Annotated in this window: 18 protein-coding genes and 1 pseudogene; 8 read left to right on the forward strand and 11 right to left on the reverse strand. The window is 75.0% G+C overall.

Annotated elements, in window-relative coordinates:
• Positions 1-3: 3 nt before the first annotated feature.
• Both MUK52_RS02410 and MUK52_RS02415 read right to left on the reverse strand, forming a co-directional pair.
• Complete coding sequence (locus tag MUK52_RS02410) at positions 4-228, reverse strand: hypothetical protein (protein WP_114055476.1); 225 nt, start codon at positions 226-228, stop codon at positions 4-6.
• 23 nt (positions 229-251) lie between these two features.
• The gene (locus tag MUK52_RS02415) at positions 252-971 is read right to left on the reverse strand and encodes a TetR/AcrR family transcriptional regulator (protein ID WP_114055475.1); all 720 of its coding nucleotides are present in this window, start codon (positions 969-971) and stop codon (positions 252-254) included.
• Between the two features lie 154 nt (positions 972-1,125).
• Between MUK52_RS02415 and MUK52_RS02420 the strand changes: the two genes are divergently transcribed.
• The gene (locus MUK52_RS02420) at positions 1,126-2,682 is read left to right on the forward strand and encodes an FAD-dependent monooxygenase (protein WP_114055474.1); all 1,557 of its coding nucleotides are present in this window, start codon (positions 1,126-1,128) and stop codon (positions 2,680-2,682) included.
• 158 nt (positions 2,683-2,840) lie between these two features.
• The gene (locus tag MUK52_RS02425) at positions 2,841-3,536 is read left to right on the forward strand and encodes a DsbA family protein (RefSeq protein ID WP_284574376.1); all 696 of its coding nucleotides are present in this window, start codon (positions 2,841-2,843) and stop codon (positions 3,534-3,536) included.
• 37 nt (positions 3,537-3,573) lie between these two features.
• Here the strand turns inward: MUK52_RS02425 and MUK52_RS02430 are convergent, their stop codons facing one another.
• On the reverse strand, positions 3,574-3,888 hold the full coding sequence (locus MUK52_RS02430) for a PRC-barrel domain containing protein (protein WP_114055472.1): 315 nt from the start codon (positions 3,886-3,888) through the stop codon (positions 3,574-3,576).
• Positions 3,889-4,018: 130 nt separating this feature from the next.
• Positions 4,019-5,179, reverse strand: coding sequence for an alkaline phosphatase PhoX (locus MUK52_RS02435; protein ID WP_284574377.1), 1,161 nt, complete (start codon positions 5,177-5,179; stop codon positions 4,019-4,021).
• Between the two features lie 290 nt (positions 5,180-5,469).
• Here MUK52_RS02435 and MUK52_RS02440 point away from each other — a divergent pair, with 290 nt between their 5' ends.
• Positions 5,470-7,332, forward strand: coding sequence for a serine/threonine-protein kinase (locus tag MUK52_RS02440; protein WP_284574378.1), 1,863 nt, complete (start codon positions 5,470-5,472; stop codon positions 7,330-7,332).
• Between the two features lie 43 nt (positions 7,333-7,375).
• On the opposite strand, the gene MUK52_RS02445 is transcribed toward MUK52_RS02440, so the two are convergent.
• Positions 7,376-7,825, reverse strand: coding sequence for a hypothetical protein (locus tag MUK52_RS02445; RefSeq protein WP_114055469.1), 450 nt, complete (start codon positions 7,823-7,825; stop codon positions 7,376-7,378).
• Between the two features lie 453 nt (positions 7,826-8,278).
• Between MUK52_RS02445 and MUK52_RS02450 the strand changes: the two genes are divergently transcribed.
• The 4 genes and pseudogenes from MUK52_RS02450 to MUK52_RS33125 all read left to right on the forward strand — a co-directional run bounded on the left by MUK52_RS02450 (position 8,279) and on the right by MUK52_RS33125 (position 13,757).
• Complete coding sequence (locus MUK52_RS02450) at positions 8,279-9,292, forward strand: terpene synthase family protein (RefSeq protein WP_246042519.1); 1,014 nt, start codon at positions 8,279-8,281, stop codon at positions 9,290-9,292.
• A gap of 14 nt (positions 9,293-9,306) precedes the next feature.
• Positions 9,307-10,662 (forward strand): cytochrome P450, encoded by a 1,356-nt coding sequence (locus MUK52_RS02455; protein WP_284574380.1) that lies wholly within the window; start codon positions 9,307-9,309, stop codon positions 10,660-10,662.
• Between the two features lie 193 nt (positions 10,663-10,855).
• A pseudogene (locus MUK52_RS33120) lies at positions 10,856-11,371 on the forward strand (AAA family ATPase); the annotation flags it as partial.
• A gap of 850 nt (positions 11,372-12,221) precedes the next feature.
• On the forward strand, positions 12,222-13,757 hold the full coding sequence (locus MUK52_RS33125) for a tetratricopeptide repeat protein (protein ID WP_350204890.1): 1,536 nt from the start codon (positions 12,222-12,224) through the stop codon (positions 13,755-13,757).
• 91 nt (positions 13,758-13,848) lie between these two features.
• Here the strand turns inward: MUK52_RS33125 and MUK52_RS02465 are convergent, their stop codons facing one another.
• A complete protein-coding gene (locus tag MUK52_RS02465) occupies positions 13,849-14,064 on the reverse strand; it encodes a hypothetical protein (protein WP_114055466.1) in 216 nt (71 codons plus the stop codon).
• Between the two features lie 218 nt (positions 14,065-14,282).
• Here MUK52_RS02465 and MUK52_RS02470 point away from each other — a divergent pair, with 218 nt between their 5' ends.
• Complete coding sequence (locus MUK52_RS02470) at positions 14,283-15,104, forward strand: peptidoglycan recognition protein family protein (protein WP_284574381.1); 822 nt, start codon at positions 14,283-14,285, stop codon at positions 15,102-15,104.
• Between the two features lie 97 nt (positions 15,105-15,201).
• On the opposite strand, the gene MUK52_RS02475 is transcribed toward MUK52_RS02470, so the two are convergent.
• The 5 genes from MUK52_RS02475 to MUK52_RS02495 form a co-directional block, all read right to left on the reverse strand.
• Complete coding sequence (locus tag MUK52_RS02475) at positions 15,202-16,152, reverse strand: AEC family transporter (RefSeq protein ID WP_284574382.1); 951 nt, start codon at positions 16,150-16,152, stop codon at positions 15,202-15,204.
• A gap of 39 nt (positions 16,153-16,191) precedes the next feature.
• Positions 16,192-18,519, reverse strand: coding sequence for a TIR domain-containing protein (locus MUK52_RS02480; protein ID WP_114055463.1), 2,328 nt, complete (start codon positions 18,517-18,519; stop codon positions 16,192-16,194).
• Positions 18,520-18,637: 118 nt separating this feature from the next.
• Positions 18,638-19,687: a toll/interleukin-1 receptor domain-containing protein gene (locus MUK52_RS02485; protein WP_162793191.1), complete on the reverse strand. Its 1,050-nt coding sequence runs from the start codon at positions 19,685-19,687 to the stop codon at positions 18,638-18,640.
• Positions 19,684-21,657, reverse strand: a complete 1,974-nt coding sequence (locus tag MUK52_RS02490) for a GTPase (RefSeq protein WP_114055462.1) — start codon at positions 21,655-21,657, stop codon at positions 19,684-19,686. The genes MUK52_RS02485 and MUK52_RS02490 overlap by 4 nt, the downstream gene beginning before the upstream one ends.
• Positions 21,654-25,631: a GTPase gene (locus tag MUK52_RS02495; protein ID WP_284574383.1), complete on the reverse strand. Its 3,978-nt coding sequence runs from the start codon at positions 25,629-25,631 to the stop codon at positions 21,654-21,656. Before MUK52_RS02495 ends, MUK52_RS02490 begins: the two co-directional genes overlap by 4 nt.
• Between the last annotated feature and the right edge of the window lie 317 nt (positions 25,632-25,948).

The raw sequence follows: 25,948 nt of genomic DNA on the forward strand, positions 1-25,948 counted from the left end.
GGGTCACCCCGGGTGGTGCGCCTCCGGAAGGTGAGACCGCAGCCGTTCCTTCAGGGACGGAACGGATGCGGCGTCGCGCGACATGGTCACGACGAGTCTGCTGCGTTCTCCGCCTTGGGGCTGCCTGGAGGACCATCGCCGTCCCTCCCGCAACAGGGTGGTGAAGAGCAGCCGCTGCCCGCAGGCGTCGCCCGGCAGCACCTCGTCCGCGGCCTCGATGATCACCACGTGGTGGTCCGCGGACAGCCACTTCAGATCGCGATCCCGTACCGTGCGGCTGCGCCGTCGAGGATGAGGCCGAGCCCCTCCTCGAAGTGGGCGTCGTAGTCCTCGAACAGGTGGGGGCCGGCGGCAGCGGCCAGGGGGTGGGCGGCCAGTCGCGCACTGCGCTCGGCGACGTCGAAGCCCTCGCGGCGCTCCCCCGGCACCGGGTGGACGCCCTGCTCCTCGGTGACGAAGCCGAGCGTGTACAGGAAGGCGGTCGTCAGCGTGCGGACGGCCTGGGGCAGCTCGAAGCCCGCTTCGACCAGGACCCTGAGCTGGGCGTCGACGTGTTCGGCGTGGTCGGTCCCGGTGAAGCGCGATCCGCTGAAGACGCGGGCGCCGTCGCGGTAGGAGAGCAGCGCGCGGCGGAGCGCGCGGTTCGCGGCGAGGAGCCGCTCGCGCCAGGCGCAGCCGGGGCCGCCGCCACCCTCCGGGCCGGCCCGGTCTGCGGCGGGCTCCGGCTTGCGGCCGGCGTCGTCGGCCGTCATACGGCGGACCATCTCCGTCGCCATCTCGTCGATGAGTTCCTGCTTGTTCTTGAAGTGCCAGTAGAGCGCCGGGGCCTTGACGTCCAGCTCGGCGGCGATGGCGCGGAGGGTGAGCTTCTCCAGGCCCGTCTCGTTCAGCAGGCGCAGCGCCGCTTCGGCGACCGTCGCACGGCTCAGGGGCGGGACGCGCGGGGGTGTGCGGTCGGGCTTGGGGGTCATCGCTGCCTCTCTTCGGGCTGCTGCTTCCGGGGTTGACAGCTTAACAACGTTAAGGACACACTTGCGATGTGCGCTCCTTAACGGCGTTAAGGAAAAACGCTGCAGGGTGCGCGCGGATGCTCACGCCGGAACGAAGGGAAACGGGGGCAGGGAGATGGATGCGTACGGGGTGGCGGCCGCGGGCAGCGGTGCCGAGACCGGGACGGAGCAGCGCCGTGGGCGGCCGGGGAGGGAACCGGCAGGGAGCGGGGTGCTGGTCGTCGGGGCCGGGCCGACCGGACTCGCGCTGGCCTGCGACCTGGCGCGCCGCGGGGTGCGGCCGCTGGTCGTCGAGCGCTCGGCAGGCTTGTTCCCGGGCTCGCGGGGGAAGGGGATCCAGCCGCGCACGCTGGAGGTGTTCGAAGACCTCGGCGTCCTCGGGGCGGTCCTCGACCGGGGCGGGCCGGCGCCCGTCGGCATGGCGTGGAAGGAGGGGGTGCGGCTGGGCGAGCACCGCATGTTCGAGGAGGTCGCGGCCACCGAGCAGGAGCCGTACGCGGAGCCGTGGCTGGTTCCGCAGTGGGCGACCCAGGAAGTGCTGCTGGCCCGGTTGCACGAGCTGGGCGGCAAGGTGTCCTTCGGGACAGCGCTGACCGGCATGGCACAGGACGGTGAGGGGGTGACGGCGGAGCTGGCGGTGGCCGACGGGGCGACTCGGACCGTGCGCGCCCGGTACGCGGTCGGCGCCGACGGAGGCCGGTCCACGGTCCGCCGGCTCACGGGGATCGGGATGACCGGGGAGCGCGTCGACCCCGTCCCGCTGGTCGTCGCCGACGTCGCGATCGACTCGTTGGACCGCGACCACTGGCACCTGTTCGCGCCCGCCGAGGACGGCAGCAGGGGGTACGCGGCCCTGTGCCCCCTCCCCCGCACCGGGCTCTTCCAGTTCGTGGGCCAGTACCACGGGACCCGCGCCGAGCCCGCGGAGGACGAGGTCCGCGCCCTGATAGCCGGCCTCACGCACATAAGGGCCGAGGACGTCCGCGAGGTCCGCTGGGCCTCCGACTTCACGGTCAACGCCGCGCTGGCCGACCGCTTCCGCGAGGGCCGGGTCTTCCTCGCCGGGGACGCCGCCCACATCCACTCACCCGCAGGCGGGCAGGGGCTGAACACCAGCGTGCAGGACGCCTACAACCTGGGCTGGAAGCTGGCCGCGGTCCTGCACGACGGCGCCCCCGAGGCCCTGCTCGACACGTACGAGCAGGAGCGTCGGCCGCAGGCCGCCGAAATGCTCGGCCTGTCGACCCGGATCCACCGCGGCCAGGACCGCCGCGGGGCAGCCACACGGCAGCTCGGCATACACCTGCGGGAGTCGCCGCTCAGCCGGGAGACCCGGACCGGGCTGCCGGAGGGCGCCCTCGTCGCCGGCGACCGTGCACCCGACGGGCGGCGCGACGGCATCCGGCTCTTCGACCTCTTCCGGGGCCCGCACTTCACCCTGCTCGCCGTCGACACCGACCTGCCCGAGGAGGTGCCCTCGCTGCCGCACCTGCGGGCGGCCCGCATCAGCGCCTACGCGGCCTACGGCCGGGGACTGTTCCTCATACGCCCCGACGGCCACATCGCCTGGGCGGGCCGCTCCGCGGCGGACGCCGAGGAGCTCGCCGGCTGGGCGGCGTGGTTCGCGACACCCGTCGGCCGCACCGCCGCCCCGACACCGGCCCGGCTCTGACCGGGGTCCCAGGTGCCGCGCGGCTGTGCAGGCGCCCGCCGCGCCCCGTCGGATTTCCGCCGGTTTCCGCCGCGCGGAGCATGTCTGCCGGACCCCGGGCGAGGCAGGTCGGAGGGGGCTGCGTACGCTTCCCCCTTTGGACCAGGGGAGGAATGTTCGTGCAGCTCAGCAGACGTTCGGTGCTCGCCGGTGTGGGAGCGGCCGTCATCGTGCCTGCCGCCGCGGGGTGCCTGCCCGCGCGGTGGGGCAGCCGGGCGGACGAGGGGTACACCGGGCCGGTGGCCGCGGCGCTCGGCACGGAAGGGCACACGGTGGTCGTCGGGGACCCGGGGGCGCCGGTGACCGTCCGGGTCTACGAGGACCCGAGCTGCCCGGGATGCGCCGAGTTCCAGACGGAGGGGAGCGGGCCGCGGCTGCGCAGGATGGCTGCCGAGGGCGACGTCCAGGTGCACTACGTCCTGGGATCGTTCCTCGGGAACGGGTCCAAGCGGGCGGTCAACGCACTGCGGGCCTCCCTGGACAGGGGGAAGTTCGCCGAGCTGCACGAGGTGCTGCACCGTGGGCAGGCGGCGGCGAAGAGGCGCGGCGGATTCACCGGCGGCACACTGCTCTCGCTGGCCTCGTCCGTGGACGGGCTGCGCGACGCAGGCTTCGACGAGGCAGTGCGCACGGGCACGCACCGGGACTTCGTGGAGGCGGCGGACCGTGCCGTGAGCAGCTCGTGGATCAAGGCCACACCGGCCCTGGAGGTCGACGGGCGGCCCGTGGGCAAGGGCGACCAGGATGTCCTCGACGACCCGGACGCCCTGGACCGGTACCTGCGGCGGGCACGGCAGCGGTCGGCACGGGGGTGAAGCCGGAGGCCGGCAGCACGGCCGGCGGCTCCGCCTCTCAGGTGTGGCCGTCGTAGTAGCGCTCGATGACCTGGAGCAGGGCCACGTCGTCCTCGTACCGGCCGCTCTCGAACTCGGGTGAGTGCTTGACCTGGTCCCGGGAGGCCGACAGGTGGACCGTTTCGTTCTCCTCGTCGACGCGGGCGACGAGGGAGGCGGGCACCACCACGTGCCGGCCGAAGATCCACGGCCCGGTGTCCACCACGATGAACTGCCGGCCCACGTACTCGCTGTGCCTGTCGATCTTGCCGATGTGGCCGTCGGAGGCGTCGACCTTGAACCCGACGAACCGGGCCATGTCCGTACCGGCCATGAGGCATCCCCTTCCCTGCACGTCCTCGGGTGCCAGCGCCTACCCCGGGTCGGGCGCGGCATGCCACCGGGTCCGCCCGGCCCTGCCCGAGGGGTCGGGCGGGCGCAGGCCGGGCGGGCCCGGGTGGCGGTCAGGTGCGGAAGGGACCGGTGACCTCGTAGGTGATGCCGCCGGAGGAGCTGCCGCTCGTGCCGCGCTGGCTGGAGAAGTACAGGCGGTCGCCGGCCGGCGAGAAGGCGGGGCCGCAGATCTCGGACGAGGACTGGCCGGTGATCCGCAGGAACGGTGCGACCACGTCGTCGGGGGTGATCACGCAGATCTCCATGTTCCCGCCGTCCTCGGCGACGTACAGGTCGCCGAAGGAGGAGCCCGTGACGTTGTCCACGCCCGTCAGCGGGGCACCGCCGCCGACGACGAGGGAGTCGTCGTAGGCCAGCTCGTAGGTGTTGGAGGAGAGGTTGAGCTGCCAGACCCGGTTGTCGCCCTTGGTGGTGAACCAGACCGTGTTGTTGGCGTAGTGGCAGCCCTCGCCGCCGTTGAAGCGCTTGGCGCCCGACACCTGGTTGCGGGTCGCGGTCGGGGAGCCGTCCGGGTCCGGGACGTTCTGCCAGGTGAAGGAGCCGGAGGTGCCCGAGCCGGCCTTGAGGACCTGGAGGGTGCCGGAGGAGAGGTTGCCCCAGGTGGTGGGGAGGAAGCGGTAGAAGCAGCCGTCCGACTCGTCCTCCGTCAGGTACACCGCCTGGCGGACGGGGTCGGCTGCAGCCGCCTCGTGCTTGAACCGGCCCATCGCGGGGTGCCGGACGGCCGCGTTCACGCCCCACGGGTCGGTCTCGTACACGTAGCCGAGGCTGACCTCCTCACAGGAGAGCCAGGTGTTCCACGACGTCTTCCCGCCCGCGCAGTTCTGCCGGGTGCCGGAGAGGATCCGGTAGGCGGAGGTGATGGAGCCGGAGGAGTTGAAACGGACCGCGCTGGCCCCGCCCGAGGGGTTGATCTCGGAGTTGGAGACGTAGATCCAGCCGGTGCCGTCGGCGTAGCAGGCACCGCCGTCAGGGGCTTTGTGCCAGGTGTAGGAGGTGCCGGAGACGGTCTGGCCCGACCGGGCGATGACCCGGCTCGTGAAACCGGCGGGCAGCATGATGCCGTTGGCGTCTGCCGCGCCGAGCGCCCCGTAGGGGCCGGCGCCCGGCTGGGCCGGGGCCGCGTACGCGGCGCCGCGCATGAGCGTGCCGCCGAAGGCCGCGGCGGAGGTGCCGACGACGGCGCCGCGCAGGAAGGTACGACGTTCCACGGTCACTCCTCGGAGAGGGGGTCGCCCCGGGCCCGGTCGGGCCGGTGGCTGGGGAGCGGTGAGCGGGCTGGCGTCGAGGAAGTTAGGGGCCGTGTATGGCAGGCATCCCAACGCAGGGTGACGCAGGGGCGGCAGCTGCCGGACTCCCCGGCGTCGCACGGCGCCCGCTCCGCCGATCGACCTGTCGGACACGTGTCATCGCATGGGCCGTCTCGGCATCCCGGGCCGCGTCCCGACTCGGATAGGGTGCGGTGCGCATCGAACGTGCAGGACTTGGGAGCAACAAGGTGATGAACGGTCAGCATCCGCGCGGGGGCGGCGGCATGGAAGGCACCGGCAGGCCGGTGCACTTCGAGCCGCTGGGCCCGGATGACCCCGCCACCGTCGCGGGATACCGCATCGCCGCCCGGCTCGGCGCCGGCGGCATGGGCAAGGTGTACCTGTCGCACACGCCGGGCGGCCGCCCGGTCGCGGTCAAAGTGATCCGGCCCGAGTTCGCCGAAGACCCGGAGTTCAGGCGGCGTTTCGCACAGGAGATCCGCTCCGCGCAGCGCGTGCAGGGCCTGTTCACGGCTCCCGTCATCGACGCCGACACCGACGGCCCGCACCCCTGGCTGGCCACCGCCTACGTGCCCGGCCCCTCCCTGGCCGCCGCCGTGTCCGCGCACGGGGCGCTGCCCGTCGAGACCGTGCTGCTGCTGGTCGCCGGCATCGCGGAGGCGCTCCAGGTCATCCACGGCGCCGGCATCGTGCACCGGGACCTGAAGCCGTCGAACGTGCTGCTGGCCGCCGACGGCCCGCGCGTCATCGACTTCGGCATCGCCCACGCCGCCGACGCGACCTCCCTCACCGGCAGCGGCGTCGCCGTCGGCACGCCCGCCTTCATGGCGCCGGAGCAGGCGGCGGGCCGCGGGGTCGGCCCGGCGACCGACGTCTTCGCCCTCGGGCAGGTCGCCGCGTACGCCGCCGCCGGCGCGCCGGCGTTCGGCGAGGGTGCCTCCCACGGGGTGCTGTACCGGATCGTCCACGAGGAGCCGGACCTCTCCGGGGTGCCGGAACGGCTGTCCGAGCTCGTCACCCGCTGCCTCGCCAAGGATCCGGCCGACCGGCCGAGCGTGGCCGAGGTCATCGCCCTGTGCCAGTCCGCGAACGACGCCACGACGCTGCGCCGGGCCGAGGACTGGCTGCCCGCCGCGGTGACCGCGGAGATCACCGCGCGTTCCGCTGCCCCGGCCGCCGCACCCGCCCCGCCCGCCGCGGCGCCGGCGACCACTCCGGCTCCTCCGGCGCATCCGCCGACCGTCCCCGGCGGCGTGGCCCACCAGTCCACCGCTCCGGGCGGCGTGGCCCACCAGGCGACCTCCCCGGCGGGCGCCCCGTACACTCCGGCGGCCGCGCCGCAGCACGCCCCCGCAGTACCCCCCGCATACCCGCCGCAGCACGGGTACCAGCCGGCCGGCCCCTACACGGCACCGCAGTTCACCCCCGCGCACCCGTATCCCGGGCACACCGGCCAGTTCCAGGTCCCGCCGGCGCAGGTCGCCCAGCGCAAGCCGCGCGGCGCCGTCCTGGCGGCCCTGGCCATCGGCTTCGCCGTGGCCGTCAGCGCCGTCGGCTACAACGTGGTCAAGGGGAAGGACAGCGGCTCCCAGGCCGCCGGCAGCAGCGCCGGCGCCGACGGCAGCGGCAGCGGCAGCGGCAGCGGCAGCGCGGGATCGGCGGCCAAGCCGTCCGGCGCAGCGCCCCGGCCCGATCCGCAGCCCGCCGAGTACAAGGGCATCAACCTCGTGGCGGGCTACCACCTGACCCTGGGCGACGAGAGCCTCCGCCCGCAGAAGGGCGAGGACGGCGGCTACGAGCTCTCGTACGACACCGGCAGCTACCTCGACGCGGAGGCCCAGGGCGGATCGCTCGTCCTGCTCGACCCCGGCCAGGAGGGGTCGCTCGCCACGTGCCGGGCCGAGACCCGGTTCACGCAGAACGTGAAGATCAACCAGCTGGGCTCGGGCCGGCAGGTCTGCGTGACCACCGGCACCGGCCACCTCGGCCTGGTCACGGTGCGGGGCATCTCCCCGGAGGACTCGCCGAGCAAGTACCTCACCCTCGACGTCACCGTCTGGCGCAACGCGGCGGTGGGCTCCAACTCCCGCTGAGTGCAGCGCCGTACAGCACCGCACGGCGAGGTCGGGCAAGCGCCTAACCGCGTTGCCCCGGGAGCCGATGCGGATGCGCCCGGGTCGGCAGGCGGCCTGCCGGGCCTGCGACGCCGTCCGGCTGCGCGCGGACGTGCAGGCGTCCGGGGGCGGGCGCATCCGCGGCGGTGGCGTCGACGACCGCCCACCCCGTGTCCCCGTCGGCTGAGGGAAGTTCGACCAGCCGGTGGTCCGCCCGCCCGGTGATCATCACCGCCAGCAGGGCCACGTACTCGCGCCGCAGGTCGGGCGGGAGTCCGCCGCCGGGGACCTCCAGCACCGGCCGCGGGCCGTCGCCGAGGAGGGCGCAGGTGGCCTGGACGGCCCGGATGAGCGCCTCGAACCGCGCGCCGCCGAGGCGGTCCCGCAGGTCTTCGAGGTAGGAGCCGAGTACGTCGCCCTCCGGGCCGTCGGACGCCGGATGGTACGGATCGGACGGACGGTGCTCGGTCACTTCCCCACCCCTCCCGGGCGGTACCGCCCGGTCCCAAGTCTAGGCCGAACGCCTTTGCCCCCAGGCGCTCTTCGGCCACAATCCCGCGCCCACGACCGCTCGTGCGCCCCCGCGCGCGCCGTCCCGCCGGTCCCGTGGACCGTGCAACCGGCCGTGACTATGCCGCCCACATATTTGAGGTGAACACCCCGTGGTGTTTTTGGGATCAATTCACCATCTTCCCGTGGCCTACATTGACACTCCGCGCCCTTCTGGGTGTTAATTGCTTTACGGATGGCCGGAACCAGTCGCCGTGCGGCCGGTTCCTCCCCACTGACACCACCCTGACCCCGTGACGATTCTTCATGAGGGAGGAACGTTCCAGGTCGTGACGCCCGGGCAACCGACCGGGCGACCATCGGTGAATCAGACGTCTTTGGGGGGAGCCAAATGCCACCGCTGCAGAATTTCTCCGTGCCGGATTTCCACCTGCCATTCGGCAACGCGAAGCACCCGCTGGCCGCGCGGGCAAACGCGGAAGCCACCTCGTGGGTGGTCCGCCACGAACTCGTGACGAGTGCCGTGGACCAGTTCGCGGGCATCGGCTGCGGTCATCTCGCCGGCCGGGTCAGCGGGGACGCGCCCTATGAGCGGGTCCTGCTGCTCGCCCAGTGGATGGCCTGGTCGTTCGTCCTCGACGACCAGCACGACCACCTCATCAGGAAGGGCGAAGTCGCCGCCTGGCGGCCCGTGGTCGGCGCCATCACCGAGTACCTCGACACGGGCCGCATCACCAGCCCCGACCTCGCCCGCAACCCCCTGGTGAGCGGATTCGCCGAACTCTGCGACCGCATCCTGGCGGGACTGTCCCCGGACGCCGCGACCCGCTACCGCACGCACGTCCGGCTCGTCCTGGCCTCGCTGGACCAGGAGGCCGGCAACCGGGGCGGCAGCGGGCGGCCGACCGTCGAGGAGTACATCCTCCTGCGCCGGCACAGCTCCCAGATCCTGCCGATGATGGACATGGTGGAGGCCGGCCTCGGCCTCGACCTGCCGCAGTACGTCCACGAGATGCGCGAGCTCCGGCAGCTCGTCGCGAGCGTCCTCGACGTCATCTCGTGGGGCAACGACGTGTTCTCCCTGCCGAAGGAGCACTCCTGCGGCGACACCAACAACCTCGTCTCCCTCGTCGCCGCGTGGGAGGGCCGCTCCCTGCCCGACGCCGTCCGCGCCGTCGAGCAGCGCATCCAGGTCCGCATAGAGGAGTACCTGGCCGGCCGCCGCCGCCTCTTCGAGGTGCTCGACGCCGACCCCTCGACCGACCCCCCGCTCCGGGACGCCGTGGCCCGGTACGTGCACAGCTGCGAAGACTGGATGATCGGCGCCGATCTGTGGCAGCGTTACGAGTGCACGCGGTACCGCGACGAACGCTTCGCGGCCGGGCTGGAGTCTGCCTACACCCGTCCGGACCTGGTATCGGTGGCATGACAGGGGGTCGGGCCATGGCACACGCAGGACTGGAAGCCACCGGAGTCCAAGCCCCGGCCGCGCCGGGGCGGTTACCCCTTCTCGGCCACGCCGTCCCCCTGTGGCGGGAGCCCATCGCCTTCCTGGAGTCCCTCCGGGACCACGGCGAGGTGGTCCGCCTCGACATCGGCACCTGGCCCGTCCACCTCCTGACCAGCCCCGAGCTGGTCCACGAGGTGCTGGTCGGCAGAGCCGAGCAGTTCGGCCGCGGACGCATCTTCGACCGGCTGCGGCCCGTCTTCGGCAACGGCATCGTGACGACGGACGGAGCGTTCCACCGCAGCCAGCGGCGGATGATCCAGCCCGCCTTCCACCGCAACCACATCGCCCGGTACGCCGAGACGATGAGCCGGCAGGCGGTCGCCATGGCCGCCTCCTGGGCGCCCGGCCGAGAGGTGTGCATCCTCACCGAGACCCGCCGCTACGCGGTGTCCTCGGTCGCCGAGATGGTCTTCTCCGGCGAGCTGAGCCGCCCCGCCGTCGACGAGGTGCACCGCTCGCTGCCTGTCGTCCTGGAGGGCATGCTGCTGCGCGCGGTCATGCCCAAGGCGCTGGACCGGCTGCCCATCCCGCCGAACGTGCGCTTCGACACGGCCGCCGAGCGGCTGCGGGCCGTCATCGACGACGTCATCCGCCAGTACGGGGAGCCCCAGCCGGAGGAGCGCCACGACCTGCTCACCCTGCTGATGTCGAGCACCGACCCCGAGACGGGCGCCGCCATGCCGCCCGAGCAGGTCCGCGACGAGGTCGTCTCGCTCCTCCTCGCCGGCACGGAGACCTCCGCGACCACCCTCGCGTGGGCCCTGTACGAGATCAGCCGCCACCCGGCCGTCGAAGAGCGGCTGCAGGCCGAGGTCGACGCCGTCGTCGGCGACCGGCCGGTCCGGCCCTCCGACCTGCCCGCGCTCGGCTACACGCGGCACGTCTTCCAGGAGGCGCTGCGGCTGCACTCCCCCCTGCTGTTCACCCGCCGCGCCCTCGCCCCGCTCACGCTCGGCGGGATCGCGATCCCCGAGGGCGCCGAGCTGGCCTACAGCCCGTACGCCCTGCACCGCGATCCGGCGCTCTTCCGCAATCCCCGGGTGTTCGACCCAGACCGCTGGCAGCCCGGCGCCGAGAAACGGCCGAGGCCGCACCGGTACATCCCGTTCGGGGCGGGCCAGCACAAGTGCATCGGCGACACGTTCGGCGTCGCGGAGATCATGACCGCGATCGCGGCCGTCACGTCGCGGTGGAGGCTGACACCCGCCCCCGGCGTCACCGTGCGGGAAGTGCCGGCCGGAATTCCGCAGCCCAGCGCCCTGCCCCTGATCCCACTGCCGCGACGCTGACGAGGACAGATCGTTTGCGCCCGGCTGGGGCGGCTTCCCGCCAATTCCTGATCACCGGTGGGCGCCGTCGTGAGCGGAGGGTACAGCATTGCACTCGCACGAGTGGCGAGATGCGGGAATACAACTTGAATCGAGAACATCTCGCCCCCCAGGGCCATACACTCGGCCGCACGCGCAGGAGGGGGCAACAAGAATGTCGTATGCCGCTGAACCCAGAGGAGGGGCGTCCCGGCCCCTGCTCGAGCGGGAGTCCGAAATCCTGGCGATCCAGCGCGCCGTGGACGATCTGTGCGGAGGGTCCGACCTCGGTTCGGCCACCCGCCGCGGAGGCGTCCTGACCTTCGCGGGATCGGCAGGCATAGGCAAGACCACCCTGTTGGCCGAGGCCCGGCGGCACGCCGCCGAGCGGGGCTGCACCGTGCTCTTCGCACGCGGCGGCGAACAGGAGAAGCAGGTTCCGTTCCACGTCATGCGCCAGCTCATCCAGCCGGCGTACGCGGCCATGACGGAAGGGGAGCGGCGCGAATCGCTGGGCGCCTGGTACGACATCGTCGCGCCGGCGCTCGGCCTGACCGCCGCCGCCCAGGGCCCGACAGCACCCGACCCGCAGGGCGTCCGCGACGGCCTTGACTGGGTCGTCACCCAACTCTCCGTGCGGAGCGCGCCGGTGGTGCTCGTCCTCGACGACGCGCACTGGGCGGACGCGGAGTCCCTGGCCTGGCTCACGTCGTTCGCGGCGCGGGCCGAAGAACTCGCCATGCTGATCATCGTGGCGTGCAGGCCGGACGAGATCCCGGCCGACGCCGCGTTCCTGCGCGCGCTCATGGCGCGCCGCGGCACCCGCCCGCACGAGCTGGCGCCGCTGACGACCGGCGCTGTGGCGCGCATCGTGCGCGACGCCCTCGGCTCCGGCGCGGACGACATGTTCTGCCGCGAATGCTGGGCGATCACCGCGGGAAACCCCTTCGAGGTCGTCGAGTTGGCCATGAAGGGCCGCGACCAGGGGCTCAAGCCGAACCAGGACAACATCCCGGAGCTGCGCGACCTCGCGTCCGCCGTCAAGGGCAGCGGCCTCATCGACCGCCTGGAGCAGCTCGGCCCCTCCACGGTCCGGCTCGCCTGGGCCGCCGCGGTACTGGGCAACGCGGTGCCGACGGGCACCGTCGCAAGCGTCGCCGCCCTCGGCGAGGCGCAGGCCTCCGAGGCCATCTCGCAGCTGCGGGCCGCCCGCATCCTGACCGTCCTGACCGGACTGCGCACCAAGGAGGTCGTGGAGTTCTACCACCCGCTCATCGCGACGGCCGTCTACCGGTCGATCCCGCCCGGCGTGCGGGTCGGCATGCACGGCATGGCCGCCCAGGCCCTCATCGACGGCGGGCACGGCGCATCCGCCGCCGCGCGGCATTTACTGGAGATGCACCCCGAGGGGCGACCCGTGGGTCGTACAGCAGCTGCGCCAGGCCGCCAACGAGAGCTTCGCCGCCGGTGCGCCCGACGCGGCACGCCGCTACCTGGCGCGGGCGCTGCGCGAACCCCCGGAGCCGGAGGACCGGGCGCAGGTGCTGTTCGAGCTCGGCGCCGCGAACCTCCTGCACGACCCGATGACCACCATCAACCAGCTGCGGACGGCACTGGAGGAGCCGAAGACCGAGCCGGCGCTGCGCGAGGCGATCACGTACCGCCTTGCCCAGGCTCTGGCGCACACGGGCCGGCTGGCGGAGGCCGTCGGACTGCTGGACGACGAGGCGCGCAGGTCCACCAGTGCCCGGACCAGGCTGCGCATGCAGGCCGAGCAGTTCAAGTGGAACTCGGTCCGCGGCGACGAGGAGAACTCGCCCGCCCGGTCGCGGCTGCTCGCCCAGTTCGCCAAGCGGCTCGTCGGCCGCGGTCTGGCCGAGCGGCACATCCTGGGCCTGCGCGCCTGGGACGCCGCCATGCGCGGCGAACCCGTGGGCACCGCCGTCGACTTCGCGGAGCAGGCGCTCGACGGCGGCATGAGCTGGACCGACCAGGACTTCGGCTTCGAGGTGCCGGTCGTCGTCGCGATCACCCTCATGTACTGCGACCAGCCGGGCCGGGCGGAGGAGCTCTTCAACACCGGCATCCTGGAGTTCGAGGCCAAGGGCTGGCGCGGCACGCACCTGTCCTTCGTGTACACGCTGCTCGGCTACGTCCGCTACCGGCGCGGCCGGCTCGCCGAGGCGGAGGACTTCGTCCGCAACGGCCTGGAGATCGCCAACCGCATCGGGCAGGACAACCCGGCCCAGTGGTACGCGGTCGGCACGCTGGTCGAGACGCTCCTCGCCCGCGGCAACCTGGCCGAGGCGCAGAAGGTGGCGCGCGACTACCGGCTCGGCGAGGGCTTCCCGCAGGCCATCGTCTACCCGGACCCGCAGACCGTGTTCGGCAGGCTGCTGCTGGCGCAGGGGCGTGTGGACGAGGCCGAGCGGCAGCTCACGGAAGCGGGCCGGCGCCTGGACCTGCGCGGTACGCGGAACCCGTCGTGGAGTTCGTGGCAGCTCGACCTGGCGCTGGCTCAGGCCACGCACGACACCGGACTGGCGCGGGCCACCGCGGAAGAGGCCGTGGCCCGGGCGCGTGCCTTCGGGGCGGCGAGCATCATCGGGCAGGCGCTGCGCGTCCAGGCGGCCACCGTGGAGCCGGCGCAGGCGGCCGTACTGCTGGAGGAGGCGGTGGCCCATCTGGAGCAGTCGCCGGCGGCGTGCGAGTTCGCGCATGCGCTCGTCGACCACGGCACGGTGCTGCAGACGATGGGCGATCCGCACCGGGCCGCGCAGCAGCTGTACCGGGGCATGGAGGTTGCCACCGCATGCGGTGCGGACACCCTCACGGACCGGGCGCGCGGCCTGCTGGCCGCGGCCGGCCTGCGCCCGCGCCGTCTGCACACCTCCGAGCAGGACACGCTGACGGTGGCGGAGGCAGAGGCCGCGCGGCATGCGGCGCTGGGCCTCGACAACGCGGCGATCGGCAAGGAGATGCGCATGGACCCCGCGGTCGTCGGCGAGTTGCTGTCGGCGGTGTTCACCAAGCTGGGGACCAACCGGACGGGGTTGGGCCGGGCCCTCGGCATGTGACGGGCGGGCGCCCGCCTCGCGCGCCCCGCGCGGCCCCTGAGGGGGCGGCGCGGGGCGCGTCCGCGTCCGCGTCCGGCCGGTGCCGAGGACGCTACCGGGGGCGGCGCTCCATCACGCGCCGGGCCGCCTCGCTCTCGGCCGCCGCGGGAGACAGCTCGTCGAGGGTGTCGATGTCGGTGTCCGACTCCAGTTCCTCCTCCCAGGCGGCGGCGAGCCGTTCCTGCTCCTTGCGGGGCTCGCCGGCGACGGCGTCCCGGTGGGCCGGGTCGAGGGCGGCCAGGAAGCGTCCGACGGCGTCCAGGGGCATCCCGTACTCCTTGTGTGGCGTGGCGGTGGGGCGGGCGGGCCTGGGGCGGCCCCGCCCAGGATGGGGAGGGCGGGCAGGCTCGGTGCGCCGGACACGGCCCGCGCCCACCCGGATGGCGGCCGCGCGCCCACCCGGCGGCGGCGCGCGCGGTGTGTCTGCGCGCCCCGTACGCCCGGGGCCCCTTCAATGGGCAGCCTCCGATTGGAAACGGGCACGGTATGACCTCTTCCGCGCAGCAGCAGGCACCGGCGGCAGCCCCGTCGCACACCAGGCGGTCCGTGTTCACGGGCGCGCTGGCCCTGGCGGCGGGCGCCGCCCTCCCCTCCTTCGCCGCCGGACGGGCGTTCGCCGCCGACGCGGCCGCTCCGGTCATCGCGAGCTGCGCCACCTGGGGGGCGCGGCCTTCGTCGGAGCCGGTCGTGGTCCTCGCCAACCGCCCTCAGCGGATCATCGTCCACCACACGGCGACGGCGAACGTCACCGACTACTCGCAGCAGCGGGCCTTCGCCCTGGCGAGGGCGATCCAGACGTACCACATGGACGCGCAGGGCTGGATCGACACCGGGCAGCACTTCACCGTGAGCCGGGGCGCGTTCGTGATGGAGGGGCGGCACAGCAGCCTCGCCGAGCTGCGCGGAGGCACCCGCCAGGTCCGTGCGGCGCACTGCGTCGGCCAGAACACGGTGTCGATCGGCATCGAGAACGAGGGCACCTACACCTCGGAGGAGCCCCCGGCCGCGCAGTACGCGGCGCTGGCGGACCTGTGCGCGTACGTCTGCACCCAGTACAGGCTGCCCGCCACCGCCATCTACGGGCACCGGGACTTCAACGCGACGTCCTGCCCCGGCGACCGGCTGTACGCACTGCTGCCGGCGCTGCGCCGGGACGTGGCGGAACGGCTGGGGGCGTCCGCTTCCGGTGCCGGGACGGTGCCGGCCCCCGATCCCGTCCGCGATCCGATCCGGGACATCCTCGACCAGGCCGCCTCCGGCCCGCTGGCGGCCCTGCCGGAGTACCTCCCGGCACACCTGCTGCCGTAGCGGCGGGCCGTGTGCTGTGGCGTGGGGGCGAGCCTGCCGCGTGGCGCAGGCCCGCGGCAGGGCATTTCGCCGCGCTGTACGGCGCGTGCGGTCGTGCTCAGGCCAGGTGTACGGCCCACTGCGTCCACAGCGGGAGCAGGAGCAGGGCGACGACGGAGCTCTTGACGACGAGGGCGGCGGACAGGTCGACGCCGACGTCGTAGCGCTGGGCGAAGATGAAGAGGTTCTGCGGTGCGGGCATCGCTGCGATCAGGACGAGGTGGCCGAGCCACTCCCCCTCGACGCCGAACAGGTGGCGGCAGACGGCGTACGTGATCAGGGGCATGGCGGCGCACTTGAACGCGATGACCGCCATCTCCTCGCGGGTGGTGCCGCGGACCTTCAGGCCGCTGCCGCCCAGGTGCAGCCCGAGGGCGAACAGGGCGACGGGCGAGGCGCTGTCGCCGACGAACGCGAACGCGTCGAGGACCACGCCGGGCACGGTGACGGGCAGCAGGCCCAGCAGGATGCCCGCGTTGCAGGCGATGACCACGGGCGTCAGCAGCGAGGCGGAGACCGCCGATCCGAGCCGGCGGGCCGGGCTGCCGACGCGGCCCGGGCGGCCCCACTCCATGATCGAGATGATGACCAGGGAGAAGACGCACACCTGGAACAGCAGCACGGGGAAGATGGGTGCGGCGTTCCCGAACAGCATGATGAAGACGGGCACGGCGAAGTAGGCCGTGTTGACCTGGACGCCGGCCATGATGCGCAGCGCCGCGCCGCGCGGGTCGCGCACGCCGGCCGTCCAGGCGACGACGCCGACGAGGACGGCCCCGGTGCAGGCCGCGGCCGCGTAGCCGGTGACGGCACGCCAGTCGAACAGGGCGCCGAGGTCGCTGCGGTGGATGTTGCCGAAGAGGAAGCAGGGGACGGCGAAGAGGAAGGCGTAGTCCGCGAAGGCCTTCGAGCTCTCCGCCGGTACGACCTTCCGCCGCGCGAGGAGGACCCCGCAGCCGAAGGCCAGCACCACCGGTACCAGCTTCTCCAGTGCCTGTGCCGCTCCCATCCGCGCGCCCCCGCTCTCCTACTCCCCCGGACTGCCCGGTCAGGGCAGTTCGGCCAGGAGCGCGGCCGCGGCCCTGCTCCAGCTGAACCGGGCCGCCAGGTGCTCGCGCAGCTCCGCCGCCCGCGCGAAGGCGGCCGCCCGGTCCCGCAGGAGGAACTCGACGGCGTGGCTCCACCGCTCCGCGTCCTGGTCGTCGCCGCGGGTCTCCACCACATACTGCTCGGCCTCCGCCACGCCCAGCGTCTCGCGCAGCAGCAGGCCGAGCCCGCTCGCGTCGCTGACCAGGACGGGGGTGCCCGCGGCGATCGCCTCGACCGCGGAGAGCCCGAACCCCTCCCGCCGGGACGGCAGCAGGACCAGGCTGGCGTGGTGCAGGTCGGCCCGCAGGGTCTCGGGGTCGGTCCGGAAGGGCTTGGGGACGATGTTCAGGTCCCCGCTGCCCGCGTACGCCATCAGCCGCTCCCGGAGCGCGCCGCCGTCCTCGCCGTCGGGTACGCCGCGTACGGCCAGGTCGACGCCGCGGAAGCGGTGGGCGCGCCGGACGAGCCGCCCCATCGCCTCGGCGGCCGTGTCGAGGCCCTTGATCAGGACGTCCTCGGCCCGTCCGAAGACGAGGACTTCGGGGTCGCCCTCGGGGACGGCGCGCGGCTCGGCGGAGGACGGTTCGAAGCCGGGGTCGACGCGCAGCAGGCGGGTGCCGCCCGTGGGGACGGTGAAGTGCTTGGCGTACTTGCTGTAGAGGAGGGGGCCGAGGACGACGGGCCGGTGCGCGGTGGCGCCGAGGAGGCGCTCGGTGGTGCTGCGGTCGTCGGCGCGGCGGGCCGGGTCGTCGGCGCGGTCCTCCTTCAGCCATTCGATCTGGTCGGGGACCATGTGGATGACGTGGATCCGCCGGGCCTGCGGGTAGTGGTCCTCCGCCAGGAGCTGGGCTGCCGGGCCGGTGACGCGGCCGTGGCCGATGACCAGGTCCGGCGGGCCGGGCAGGGCGGGGCCCGGCTTGCGCAGCAGGGAGCGCTCGCCGGTCCACAGCGGGGGGCGTTCTGCCTCGACGAGGGTCACCCCGGCGGCCGAGGCAGCGGCGGCCTCCTCCTTGTCGAAGGCGGGTACCAGGCAGTACACGTCGGCGCCGGCTACGGACAGGGCCCGGCACATCCGCCGGTTGAAGGTGCTGAGGCCGCCGCGCGAGGACGACCACTCGGTCGCCACTGCGAGGACGCGCGGCCGGGGCCGGCTTCGGGCCCCTGCCGGGCCGGGCGGGGACTGCGCCGGACGGTGCCCGGTGGCCGGGTCCTCGGGCTGCTCCGGCCGGCCGGGCTGCACGTTCCGCCGTACTGCGGCCGGGTCCGTCCAGTCTCCGGCGGCGGGGAGCAGCAGCAGGTGCCCCGGCTCCGGCGGCAGCAGGTCTGCCAGGGATTCCGGGGGGCCGGCGTCGGCGAGGACGACGAGCCACCTGGGGCGGGTGGCGAGGTCGGCGAACAGGGCTTCGAGCAGCCGGTCGCGGTCGGGCCGGAGGGGGCTTCCGGGCGCGGCGGCGATGCCGAGGCGGCCGGCGAGGTCGGCGTACCCGGCGCGGACCGCCGCGCGGTCGGCGGCGCCGATCCACCACACGAGGTCGTACTGGCCCCTGAAGCGCTGCGCGTACTCCTGGGCGACCTCGTGCGCGCCGACCCCGTCGAGGCCGTGCAGCGCCGGGACGGCCGCCACGGAGGACGCGAGGAGTTGGAGGCGGATCTGCTGGATGAGGGCCTCGCGGCCCTGGACGCCGGGGTGGCGGCCGGGGATGTTCCACAGGGCGGGCCGGTCGGCGCTGCCGGGCAACCGGGGTGCGGCGGGGCCCGCTGCGGCGGAGGGCGCGGGCCGGCCGACCGGGCCGGCGCCGGGTTGCGGCGCGGAGGCGGGGGCGGGGGCGGTCCGGTCGTCCGTCCCGGCCGTCGCGCCGGCGTTGCGCACCGCGTCGGCGAGGCGGGCGATCACCTCGGACTCGCTGTGCAGGCCGTGCAGGACCAGCCGCGGGAGCGGGGCGAGGGCGGGCGGCACGGGCCCGGTCAGCGGTTTGATCTGCACCGGCAGCAGTCGGCCGGGGGAGAGCAGGCGGATCGCCGGGGCGCGCAGCGCGTGCTCCCATTCCCGGCCGGCGTAAGGGGAGTCGAGGTATTGGGGGGACAGCAGCATGACGACGAGGTCGTAGCCGGGGCGCTCGCCGAGGCCGGCGCCGACGCGCTCCTCGAAGCGCTCGCCCATCCGCCAGTCCCAGAGGTCGAGGTCGACCTCGTGGCCCTCCTGCTCCAGCACCCAGGCGATCCATTCCGCCCAGGGCAGGTCCGGTCCGGCATGGCTGACGAAGATCCGCTTCCGTGCGTACGGCAACCTGCCGCCCCCTCCCCCGGCGGGCCCGCGCCCGCCGGGGCCAGCCTAGTGCTGTGGCCGGGAAGGCGAGCGGCCCCCGGGGCGGATCTGCAGCGATTCGGCGGATTCTGAGTGGGCGTCAGGTGATCCACCGGGCGAGGAGGGGGCTGACGTCCGCCACCAGGGTCCGCCCGCCGGCCCCGCGGAGCAGGCGCAGGTGCCCGGCCTCCGCCAGGTCGGCCAGGAGCCGGTCCGCGACGAGGACCGGGGCATCGGCCGTCTCCGCCAGCTCGGCAGTGTCCCGGCCCGTCGACCGGTGCCCGGGCGGCCGGTTCAGCAGCGCGGCGATGACCCGGCGCTTGGCGTCCTCCAGATCGGGTACCGCGCCCGGGGCGCCGAGCCGGTAGCCGTGCGGGGTCAGCGTGCACCACGCCACGGTCCCTCCTCCGCGGGCGGCCGTGATCAGCCCCGCCGCTTCGAGCGACCGCAGCGCCCCGGCCAGTGCGTCGCCGGCCAGGCCGTCCCGTTCGGCCGCCTCCCGCACCCCCGCCCACGGGAGCGGGCCGGGCACGCCCCGGGCCAGGGCCTCGCGCAGGGCGTGGTGCAGCAGGGCGAGGTCGGGGGCGGCGACACCGGGGAAGGGGGGCCGGCGGCGGGGCGGCCCGCCCGTACGGGCCGGTGCCGGGGAGGGCCGGTCCGCCGCCGCAGCCGCGGCAGCGGTGCGCGCGCCGGTGGCCGCGTACCCGGGCGGGGGTGCGACGGGCGGCCGCGGGTCGGCGCCGTGGACGGTGTCGGCGATGGCGGCGGCGGCCGCGGCCGCCGCGGCGGCGGTGCGGTCGGCCCGCAGGGGCACGAGGTGCCGCAGGGCCGGCGGGGTCCGCATGCCGTCGAGGAGGACGGGGATGAGGCGGCGCCCGTCCTCGATGCGGCGGACGGTGGCCCCGTCGAGCTGGTCCGCGAGCCAGGGGTCCTTCGTCCAGCGGTCGGAGAGGACGAGGACGAAGCAGTCGGCGGTGTCCATGCCCCGGTCGAAGACGGTGTGCGCGAGGCGGTCTCCGAGGCGGACCTCCCAGAACTCCACCCACGCCTGGACGCCGAGCGCGGCGAGCGCGCGGGCCAGCGGTTCGACGAAGGCCTCCCGGTCGGCGGAGGCGTGGCCGACGAAGACGCGCGGCGGCTGCGGCGTCACAGCGGGAGCTCCCCGAGGACCTGCTCCAGGGTGGCGACGGCACCGCGGAGCCGGTCGTGCTCCGCGCGGAGCGGATCCACGAGGGCGTCCGCCGGGATGCGGGCGCGGATCGCCGTGCGCGTGGCGGCGACCAGGCGCAGCCAGTCCTCCTCGCAGCCGGCGGCGATGCGCTCGGTGAGGTCGTCGATGGCTGCCCGGCGCCGGGCGGCCCGCCGGGCGGCCTCGCGCGCGGTGTCGGCGGCCTGCTTCCGCGTGCGGTGTTCGAGGTGGTACCAGGCGGCGAAGACCAGTGCCTCCTCCACCAGTGCGACCACGGCCTCGGCGGCATGCCCCGGGTGTGCGCCGCCGCCTGCCGCGTCGGCCGCCGGGCCGCCGGGGTAGCCGTACGCGTCCGCGGCGTACGGGTCCGGGCCGTACGCGTCGGAGGCGTACGCGGCACCGTCCCCGCCGGGCTGGTCGGCTGCGGCCCCGTCGTCCGCCGCGGGGTCGGAGTCCGCCTGCCAGGCGCCGGGGTCCGGAGCGGTGCCGGCGGGCGGCGGGGCGGCCTGGCCGGGCGCGGGGGTGTCGGCGTCCCGGGCGGCGTCGGCGGTGAAGTCCGCGAGTGCCCGGCGCGTCTCCTCGGCGTGCCCGGCGTGGTGTTCGCGCAGGCGCCGGCGCGTCTCGTGCCGGACGGCCATGGCCAGCGGGCCGAGCCCCAGCCACACGGCCGCCGTCGGGGTGACGGCGGGGGCGGTCGGGTCCGGTGCCTCCGCCGCGCCGGACCGGAGCAGTTCGACGACCTCGTCGACGTACGTGGCGAAGGCCTCGCTGCCGGGTGCGGCGGCCGCGGCGGCGGTCTCGGCGCGTGCGGCGAAGGCCAGGCGGCGCACCTCCTCGGCCGCGGCGGCCCGCCAGGCCCCGGTTGCGGTGGCGAGCCGGGTCTCGGCCCGCCGCCGCAGAGCCTCGTCGCCCTCGGCGGGAGGGGCGGCGTCGACGAGCCGGGCGAGCTCCTCCCGGAGGAGGGCGCGCAGGCGGGCCGATGCGGCCGCGCAGGCGGCGTCGAGCCGGGCCTCGAAGAGGAGGGCCCGGTCGCGCCGGCGGCCGGCCCCGGCCAGGGCGGCCTCCGACTCGGCGAGCTCCGCGCGCCCGGCCTCCAGGGCCGCGGCGGCGTGCCGGGTCCAGAACCGGGTGCGGGTGTGGGCGCGCAGTTCGGCGGTCCGGCCGGCGAGGGCGTGCAGGGCGGCCCGCAGTGCGGCGATGCCGTCCCACTCGTCGCCGAGCAGGTAGTGCTCCGGGCGGAGTTCGCCGGCGGGGACGCCGGCGGCCATCTGGTAGGGGTCGGCCGCCACGACGTGCGCGGCGGGCGCGCTCCGCTCCCCGGTGTGCGGAGCGAGCTGGGCGTGCAGGGCGCGCCGGGACTCCCGTACCAGCTCGTGGAACTCCTCGGTGCCCGGGTCGGCACCCCACCGGTCGGCCATGGTCACGACCGGCAGGAGGGCTCCGGCGGGGAACGGCCGGGGGCGGTCGGCGTGGAAGTGGGTGCCGGTCGCGACGGCCAGCAGGTGCGGCCGGTCCGCGGCGAGGCCCCGGCGGTTGAGCACCAGCAGGAGCGCGTCGGCCTCGGCCAGGGCGGCCTGCGCGCGCTCGGTGTGCTGGGGGTCGCCTGCCATGAGGCCCGGGGTGTCGACGAAGCGCAGGCCGCCGGACTCGACGGCGTCCGCCGCGAAGGTCTCCTTGCGGGCGCTGACAGCGGCCCAGGCGGGCACGGTGGTGCCGTCCTCGGTGAGGAGGCGGCGCAGCAGGCTGGTCTTCCCGGCGTTCTGCGGCCCGTAGAGGACCACGGTGGGGACCGGGCGCTGGGCGATCGCGGCCCAGGAGCCCGCGAGGGCGGCGGCCCCGGCCTGGCCGATGGCCTCCCGGACGGCCGATTCCGCGCGGGAGGCCCAGTCGTGCGGCTCCGGCGCTGCGTGGGCCGCGTGGGCCGCGTTCATCGGCGGCCTCGGGTGGTGCGGTGGGGCATGGGGACTCCCAGGCGTTCGGCCGCGCCGTGCAGGGCGGCGGTGTAGCGGCCCGCGCGGTCGCGGGCGGCCTTGAGCTCGGCGTGGACCTCGGCTTGTCGGGCCGTCAGGTCGGCCGCGGCCTCTTCCAGGCGGGTGCAGAGGGTTCCGACCGCGGCCGCCGAGTCGCGGACGCGGGCGGCCCAGCCCCTGGCGGAGGCGCGCATGATGTCCCGGAGTGCCTCCCGGGCCGCCTCGGTCTTCTGCTCGCGGGTGGCGAGGGAGTTCATGGCGCTGATCGTGCTGACGGCGTTCAGCACCTTGAGGAAGATCCCGGCGTCGGAGGTGAGGTGCAGTGCGGCCTCGATCTGGTCGGGTGCGAGGAGGACGTCGAAGTGCGCGGCGAAGCGCACCACGTCGTCGGGGGAGAGCCTGTCCACGGGGGCGAGGGCCGCGCTCGTCGCGGACAGCAGGTCGCGGGCCTGGGCCCGGAGGGCGTCGGCGGCCATGAAGCGGAGGTCGACGCCGGCGATGCCGTCGGGGAAGGCGAGGGCGAAGCGGGGCGAGCGGGTCCGGCGGTCCAGGGCGGAGGAGACGGTGGCCAGCCAGGTCTGGGCGGTGCGGTCCGCCTCCGCCCGGTAGAGGTCGTACATCGCGGTGAACTCGGCGTCGGCGCCCCAGTTTCCGAGGCGCTCACCGCGGGCCTTGCGGACGACCGGATCGAGGCCGGGCTCCATGGCCTCCATGACCAGGCGGGAGGTGAAGTCGTCGGCGAGCCGGGCGGCGCCGTGGGTCAGCGCCTTCACCATGGCGCGGCCGGTGGCGGCGCCGTGCGAGGCCTCTTGGGCGAGTCGGCCGAGTTCGTCGAGCCGCCGGGCCAGCAGGCGGGCTTCCGCTTCGGCCCCTGCGCGCAGTCCGGCGAGGCGGGCGGCTCCGCCGTGCAGGACGGTGACGTCCGCGGCGTCGGCCTCCAGCGTGAGGCGGAGTTCGCGGACGGCGGCGGCGAAGTCGCGGAAGCCGTCCCAGGATCGGAAGTCGTCGTACGCGCTTCCGTGGTCGGCCCGGATCTGGAAGGGGGCGGCGGCCATCGCGACGATCCGCTCCCGGTAGGGCTGCTGTCCGGGGGCCGGCGGGGCGATCCCCTCCAGCAGGGAGGCGAGGGCGGCTTCGGCCCGCTCGATGCGGGCGGCGAAGTCCGCGCCGAGGTCGGGCCCGCCGACCCGGTCGATCTTGTTGATGACGTAGAGGGCGCGGGCGCTTTTGGGGAAGCGGCCCTCCTCGGGCCGGCCCCGCAGCAGCAGGTCGAGGTCGGCGCGGTCGCCGGCGGCCGCATGGGGCGGGAACAGGTAGAAGACGGCGGCGGAGTCGGCGAGCGCCTCGCGGGCGGCCTGCGTGTGGGGTTCCAGGCCGCTCTGGAAGCCGGGGGTGTCGACGAGGAGCATGCCCTCCCAGGCGTACGCCTCGGCGCGGAAGGTCTCCGGTCCGGCGGAGCTTCGCAGGGATGCGGGCACGGGGCTTCCGGATTCGACGAGCAGGCGGCGGATGAAGGCGGACTTGCCGGTGCTCATGTCTCCGGCCACGGCTATTCGCGGCCGCGGGTCGGCAGCCAGTGCGTCGAGTTCGGCGAGGGCGGGCGCGGCGGAAGCGTCGCCCGCCAGTTCGCGGTGGAGCAATGACAGCCATTGCGCTCCGGATCCGGGCGCGGGCAGGCGGCGGCCGCGGCGCAGGGCCGCCCTGAGGCGGCGGAAGACGCCGGGCCCGAAGCGGGGGGCGGCGCCGGAGCGTCCGCCGGTGCGCGCCGGGGCCGGGGCGGCGAGGTTGTACGGGTCGGTGCACCAGGAGGCGCCGAGCCAGTGCAGGTCGGCGTCGGCCGGATGGGTGATGCCGGCGGCGGCTTCGGCCCGGCCCATCGCCTCCAGCAGGATGTCGGCCGGTTCGCGGGCCGCGGGGAGGGCTGCGGCCGCGTTCTGCACGAGGTCGGCGTCGCGGGCGGCCGCGGCGGCGATCCGGCGGAGCACCACTGCCTGTTCGATGCCGGGTGCGGCCTTGGCGAGGACGGCCGTGCGGATGATCAGCTCGCAGTGGGCGGTCACGTGGGCGCGCAGGGCCTCGATGTGGTCGGCCACGGCGCGCCGGGCGCGGGTGCGCTGGTCGACGCGGGCTGAGTCGCGCCGGATCTGCTCGCGGCGCAGGCCGAACCGGCTCAGCAGCCGTCCGGCGAAGCCGGTGCCGGAGGCGGTGAGGGCCAGGGCGCCGGCCCAGCCGATCGGGTTCCACCAGTTGAGGCCGACGCCGATGGCGAGGGCGGCGCCGAGCAGGCCCGCGGCGGCGCTCCCGTACCCGGCGGCCTTGCCCATCGTGCGCATGCCGGAGGCCGTGCTGCCGTGGACCGCGTCGAGGCGCAGGCCGATTTCGTGCAGGTCGGCGGCGGTGTCGGCGACGGCGAGGTCGATGCGGCGCCGTACGTAGGCGGTGAAGTCGGCGACGGCCGTCCCGACGGCCTCGGTGACCTCGTCGGAACGGACGACGGCGTCGGTGAACTCCTGCGCGGAGAGCTCCACGCGGTTGCGGAAGGCGCGTTCGGCGTGCTCCTCCGCGCGGGTCTCCATGGCGGTGCGCAGGGCGCCGAGGCGGGCGGTCAGCAGGTTGTCGAGGTGGGCGCGGGCCTCGCCGCCGGCGGGTGAGGGGAAGGGGCCGCGCAGGGTTTCGAGTTCGGCGAGCAGGGCGACGGCCCGGCGGTGGGCCGCGGCCTCCCCGTCCCCCGGCTCCGTGTCTTCCCCCGCCTCGTCCTCCCCTGCTTGCCCTTCCCCGGCCTCGTCGTCCTCGGCGGTGCCGCCGGCCCCGTACGGGCGGGCGGTTGCGGTGGCGGTCGGGGGTTCGGGGGTCGGGGCGCCGAGGACCGTGAGGACGGCGGCCAGGCCCGTCTCGACGGTCTCGGCGTAAGCCAGGGCCGGTTCCGCCAGCTGCGTGCGGAGTTCCGCGGCGACCCCGGCGAGGGCGCCGGACATCTGGCCCACCAGTCCCCCCAGCCGCAGCTGGGGGGCGTCCTCGACGCGCACCGCCTCGGCGACGAGCCCCTCCAGGACGGGCAGGTTCGACCAGCCCAGCAGGCGTGCCCGGCCGTCCCGGTCGCGCATGCGGCGGACGGCCCGCGCGTCCCACCCCTGGTAGTCGTCGGGCCCGCGGGCCGCCACCGCCCGCTGGGCGCTGAGGGCGACCAGCGGGACCGCGGGCAGCCCGCAGGCGGCGAGCCAGTCGCGGATGTGCGCGGCGTGCTCGGCGACGGTCGCCGAGAGGCGGGCCCGTACGACGCCCTGGCTGACCATGCCGGGGTCGCGCCAGGGCCGTTCCACGCAGTTGAGCACGACCACCGCGGGTTTGCGGTAGGCGAGCACCCAGGCGGCGACCTTCGCGAACTCCCCTTCGAGCTGGCTGCCGTCGTCGAAGCAGAGCAGCACGAGGTCGGCGGCGAGGACGGCCCGGCGGGCCTGCTCCTCCAGTGCGCTGTTGTCGCCGTCGTGGCCCCAGCCGTTGGTGCCGGGGGTGTCGAAGAGGCGCAGCCCCGCCCAGCGGACCTCCTCCACGCGGGTGGTGTGGTCGGTCCTGCCCGGGGAGATCCGGCGGCCGTCGCCGCCCGTGAGCGCCTCGACGAGGGAGCTCTTGCCCACCCCGGTCCGGCCGAAGAGGACGACGTTGAAGGTGTCCATGGCGGACAGGCGGGTTCCGGCCAGTTCACCGAGGAGTTCGGCGGCCCGGGTGCGCAGCCGCCGGTCCTCGGCGAGCAGGTGTGCGTACGGGCTGTCCGGCGCCGGGCCGGGTGCCGGCTGCGGGCCGGGCTCCGGTGCGGGCTCCGGGCCGGGCGCGACGGCGCGGGTCAACTCCTCCGCCATGAGGGCGAGCTGCCGGGCCAGCGGCGCGCTCGCCTCCACCGCCGCGGCCGCGGCCTCCGCCAGACGCGCCTCGTCCATGTCCGCCCCCCGGAATGCACGCGGGCGCACTCGCCGCCGAGGGGTTCCCGGCCGACGGCACGCACGCTGTCTTCGGTGCCCACCGGCGACGGTGCGCAATCCGGCCAAGGGGGCACGGAAGCGGAGGCCGTGCGCGTGGCCGAGGTCGGACGGGGTGTGGCCGACGCGCCGCACCCCACAGGGGGCTCACGGGGCTTCCGCGCGCGCCCCGGCGTGCGCGGGGGCGCGCCGGGTGGCCGCAGCGGACTCACCCGATGGTGTGAGAAAGCCGGTTCAATCCACTCCTGCGGGTGAGCGCACGCGGGCAGAACGCGCCC

It is taken from the genome of Streptomyces sp. 2P-4 (assembly GCF_030167965.1).
Classification (GTDB): domain Bacteria; phylum Actinomycetota; class Actinomycetes; order Streptomycetales; family Streptomycetaceae; genus Streptomyces; species Streptomyces globosus_A.

What these genes read in the sequence shown, in the direction of transcription:
- MUK52_RS02495 (WP_284574383.1), bottom strand. Translation starts at nt 25,631, where the DNA reads ATGGACGAGGCGCGTCTGGCGGAGGCCGCGGCCGCGGCGGTGGAGGCG.
- MUK52_RS02440 (WP_284574378.1), top strand. Translation starts at nt 5,470, where the DNA reads ATGAACGGTCAGCATCCGCGCGGGGGCGGCGGCATGGAAGGCACCGGC.
- MUK52_RS02465 (WP_114055466.1), bottom strand. Translation starts at nt 14,064, where the DNA reads ATGCCCCTGGACGCCGTCGGACGCTTCCTGGCCGCCCTCGACCCGGCC.
- MUK52_RS02420 (WP_114055474.1), top strand. Translation starts at nt 1,126, where the DNA reads ATGGATGCGTACGGGGTGGCGGCCGCGGGCAGCGGTGCCGAGACCGGG.
- MUK52_RS02490 (WP_114055462.1), bottom strand. Translation starts at nt 21,657, where the DNA reads ATGAACGCGGCCCACGCGGCCCACGCAGCGCCGGAGCCGCACGACTGG.
- MUK52_RS02470 (WP_284574381.1), top strand. Translation starts at nt 14,283, where the DNA reads ATGACCTCTTCCGCGCAGCAGCAGGCACCGGCGGCAGCCCCGTCGCAC.
- MUK52_RS02415 (WP_114055475.1), bottom strand. Translation starts at nt 971, where the DNA reads ATGACCCCCAAGCCCGACCGCACACCCCCGCGCGTCCCGCCCCTGAGC.
- MUK52_RS02475 (WP_284574382.1), bottom strand. Translation starts at nt 16,152, where the DNA reads ATGGGAGCGGCACAGGCACTGGAGAAGCTGGTACCGGTGGTGCTGGCC.
- MUK52_RS02430 (WP_114055472.1), bottom strand. Translation starts at nt 3,888, where the DNA reads ATGGCCGGTACGGACATGGCCCGGTTCGTCGGGTTCAAGGTCGACGCC.
- MUK52_RS02455 (WP_284574380.1), top strand. Translation starts at nt 9,307, where the DNA reads ATGGCACACGCAGGACTGGAAGCCACCGGAGTCCAAGCCCCGGCCGCG.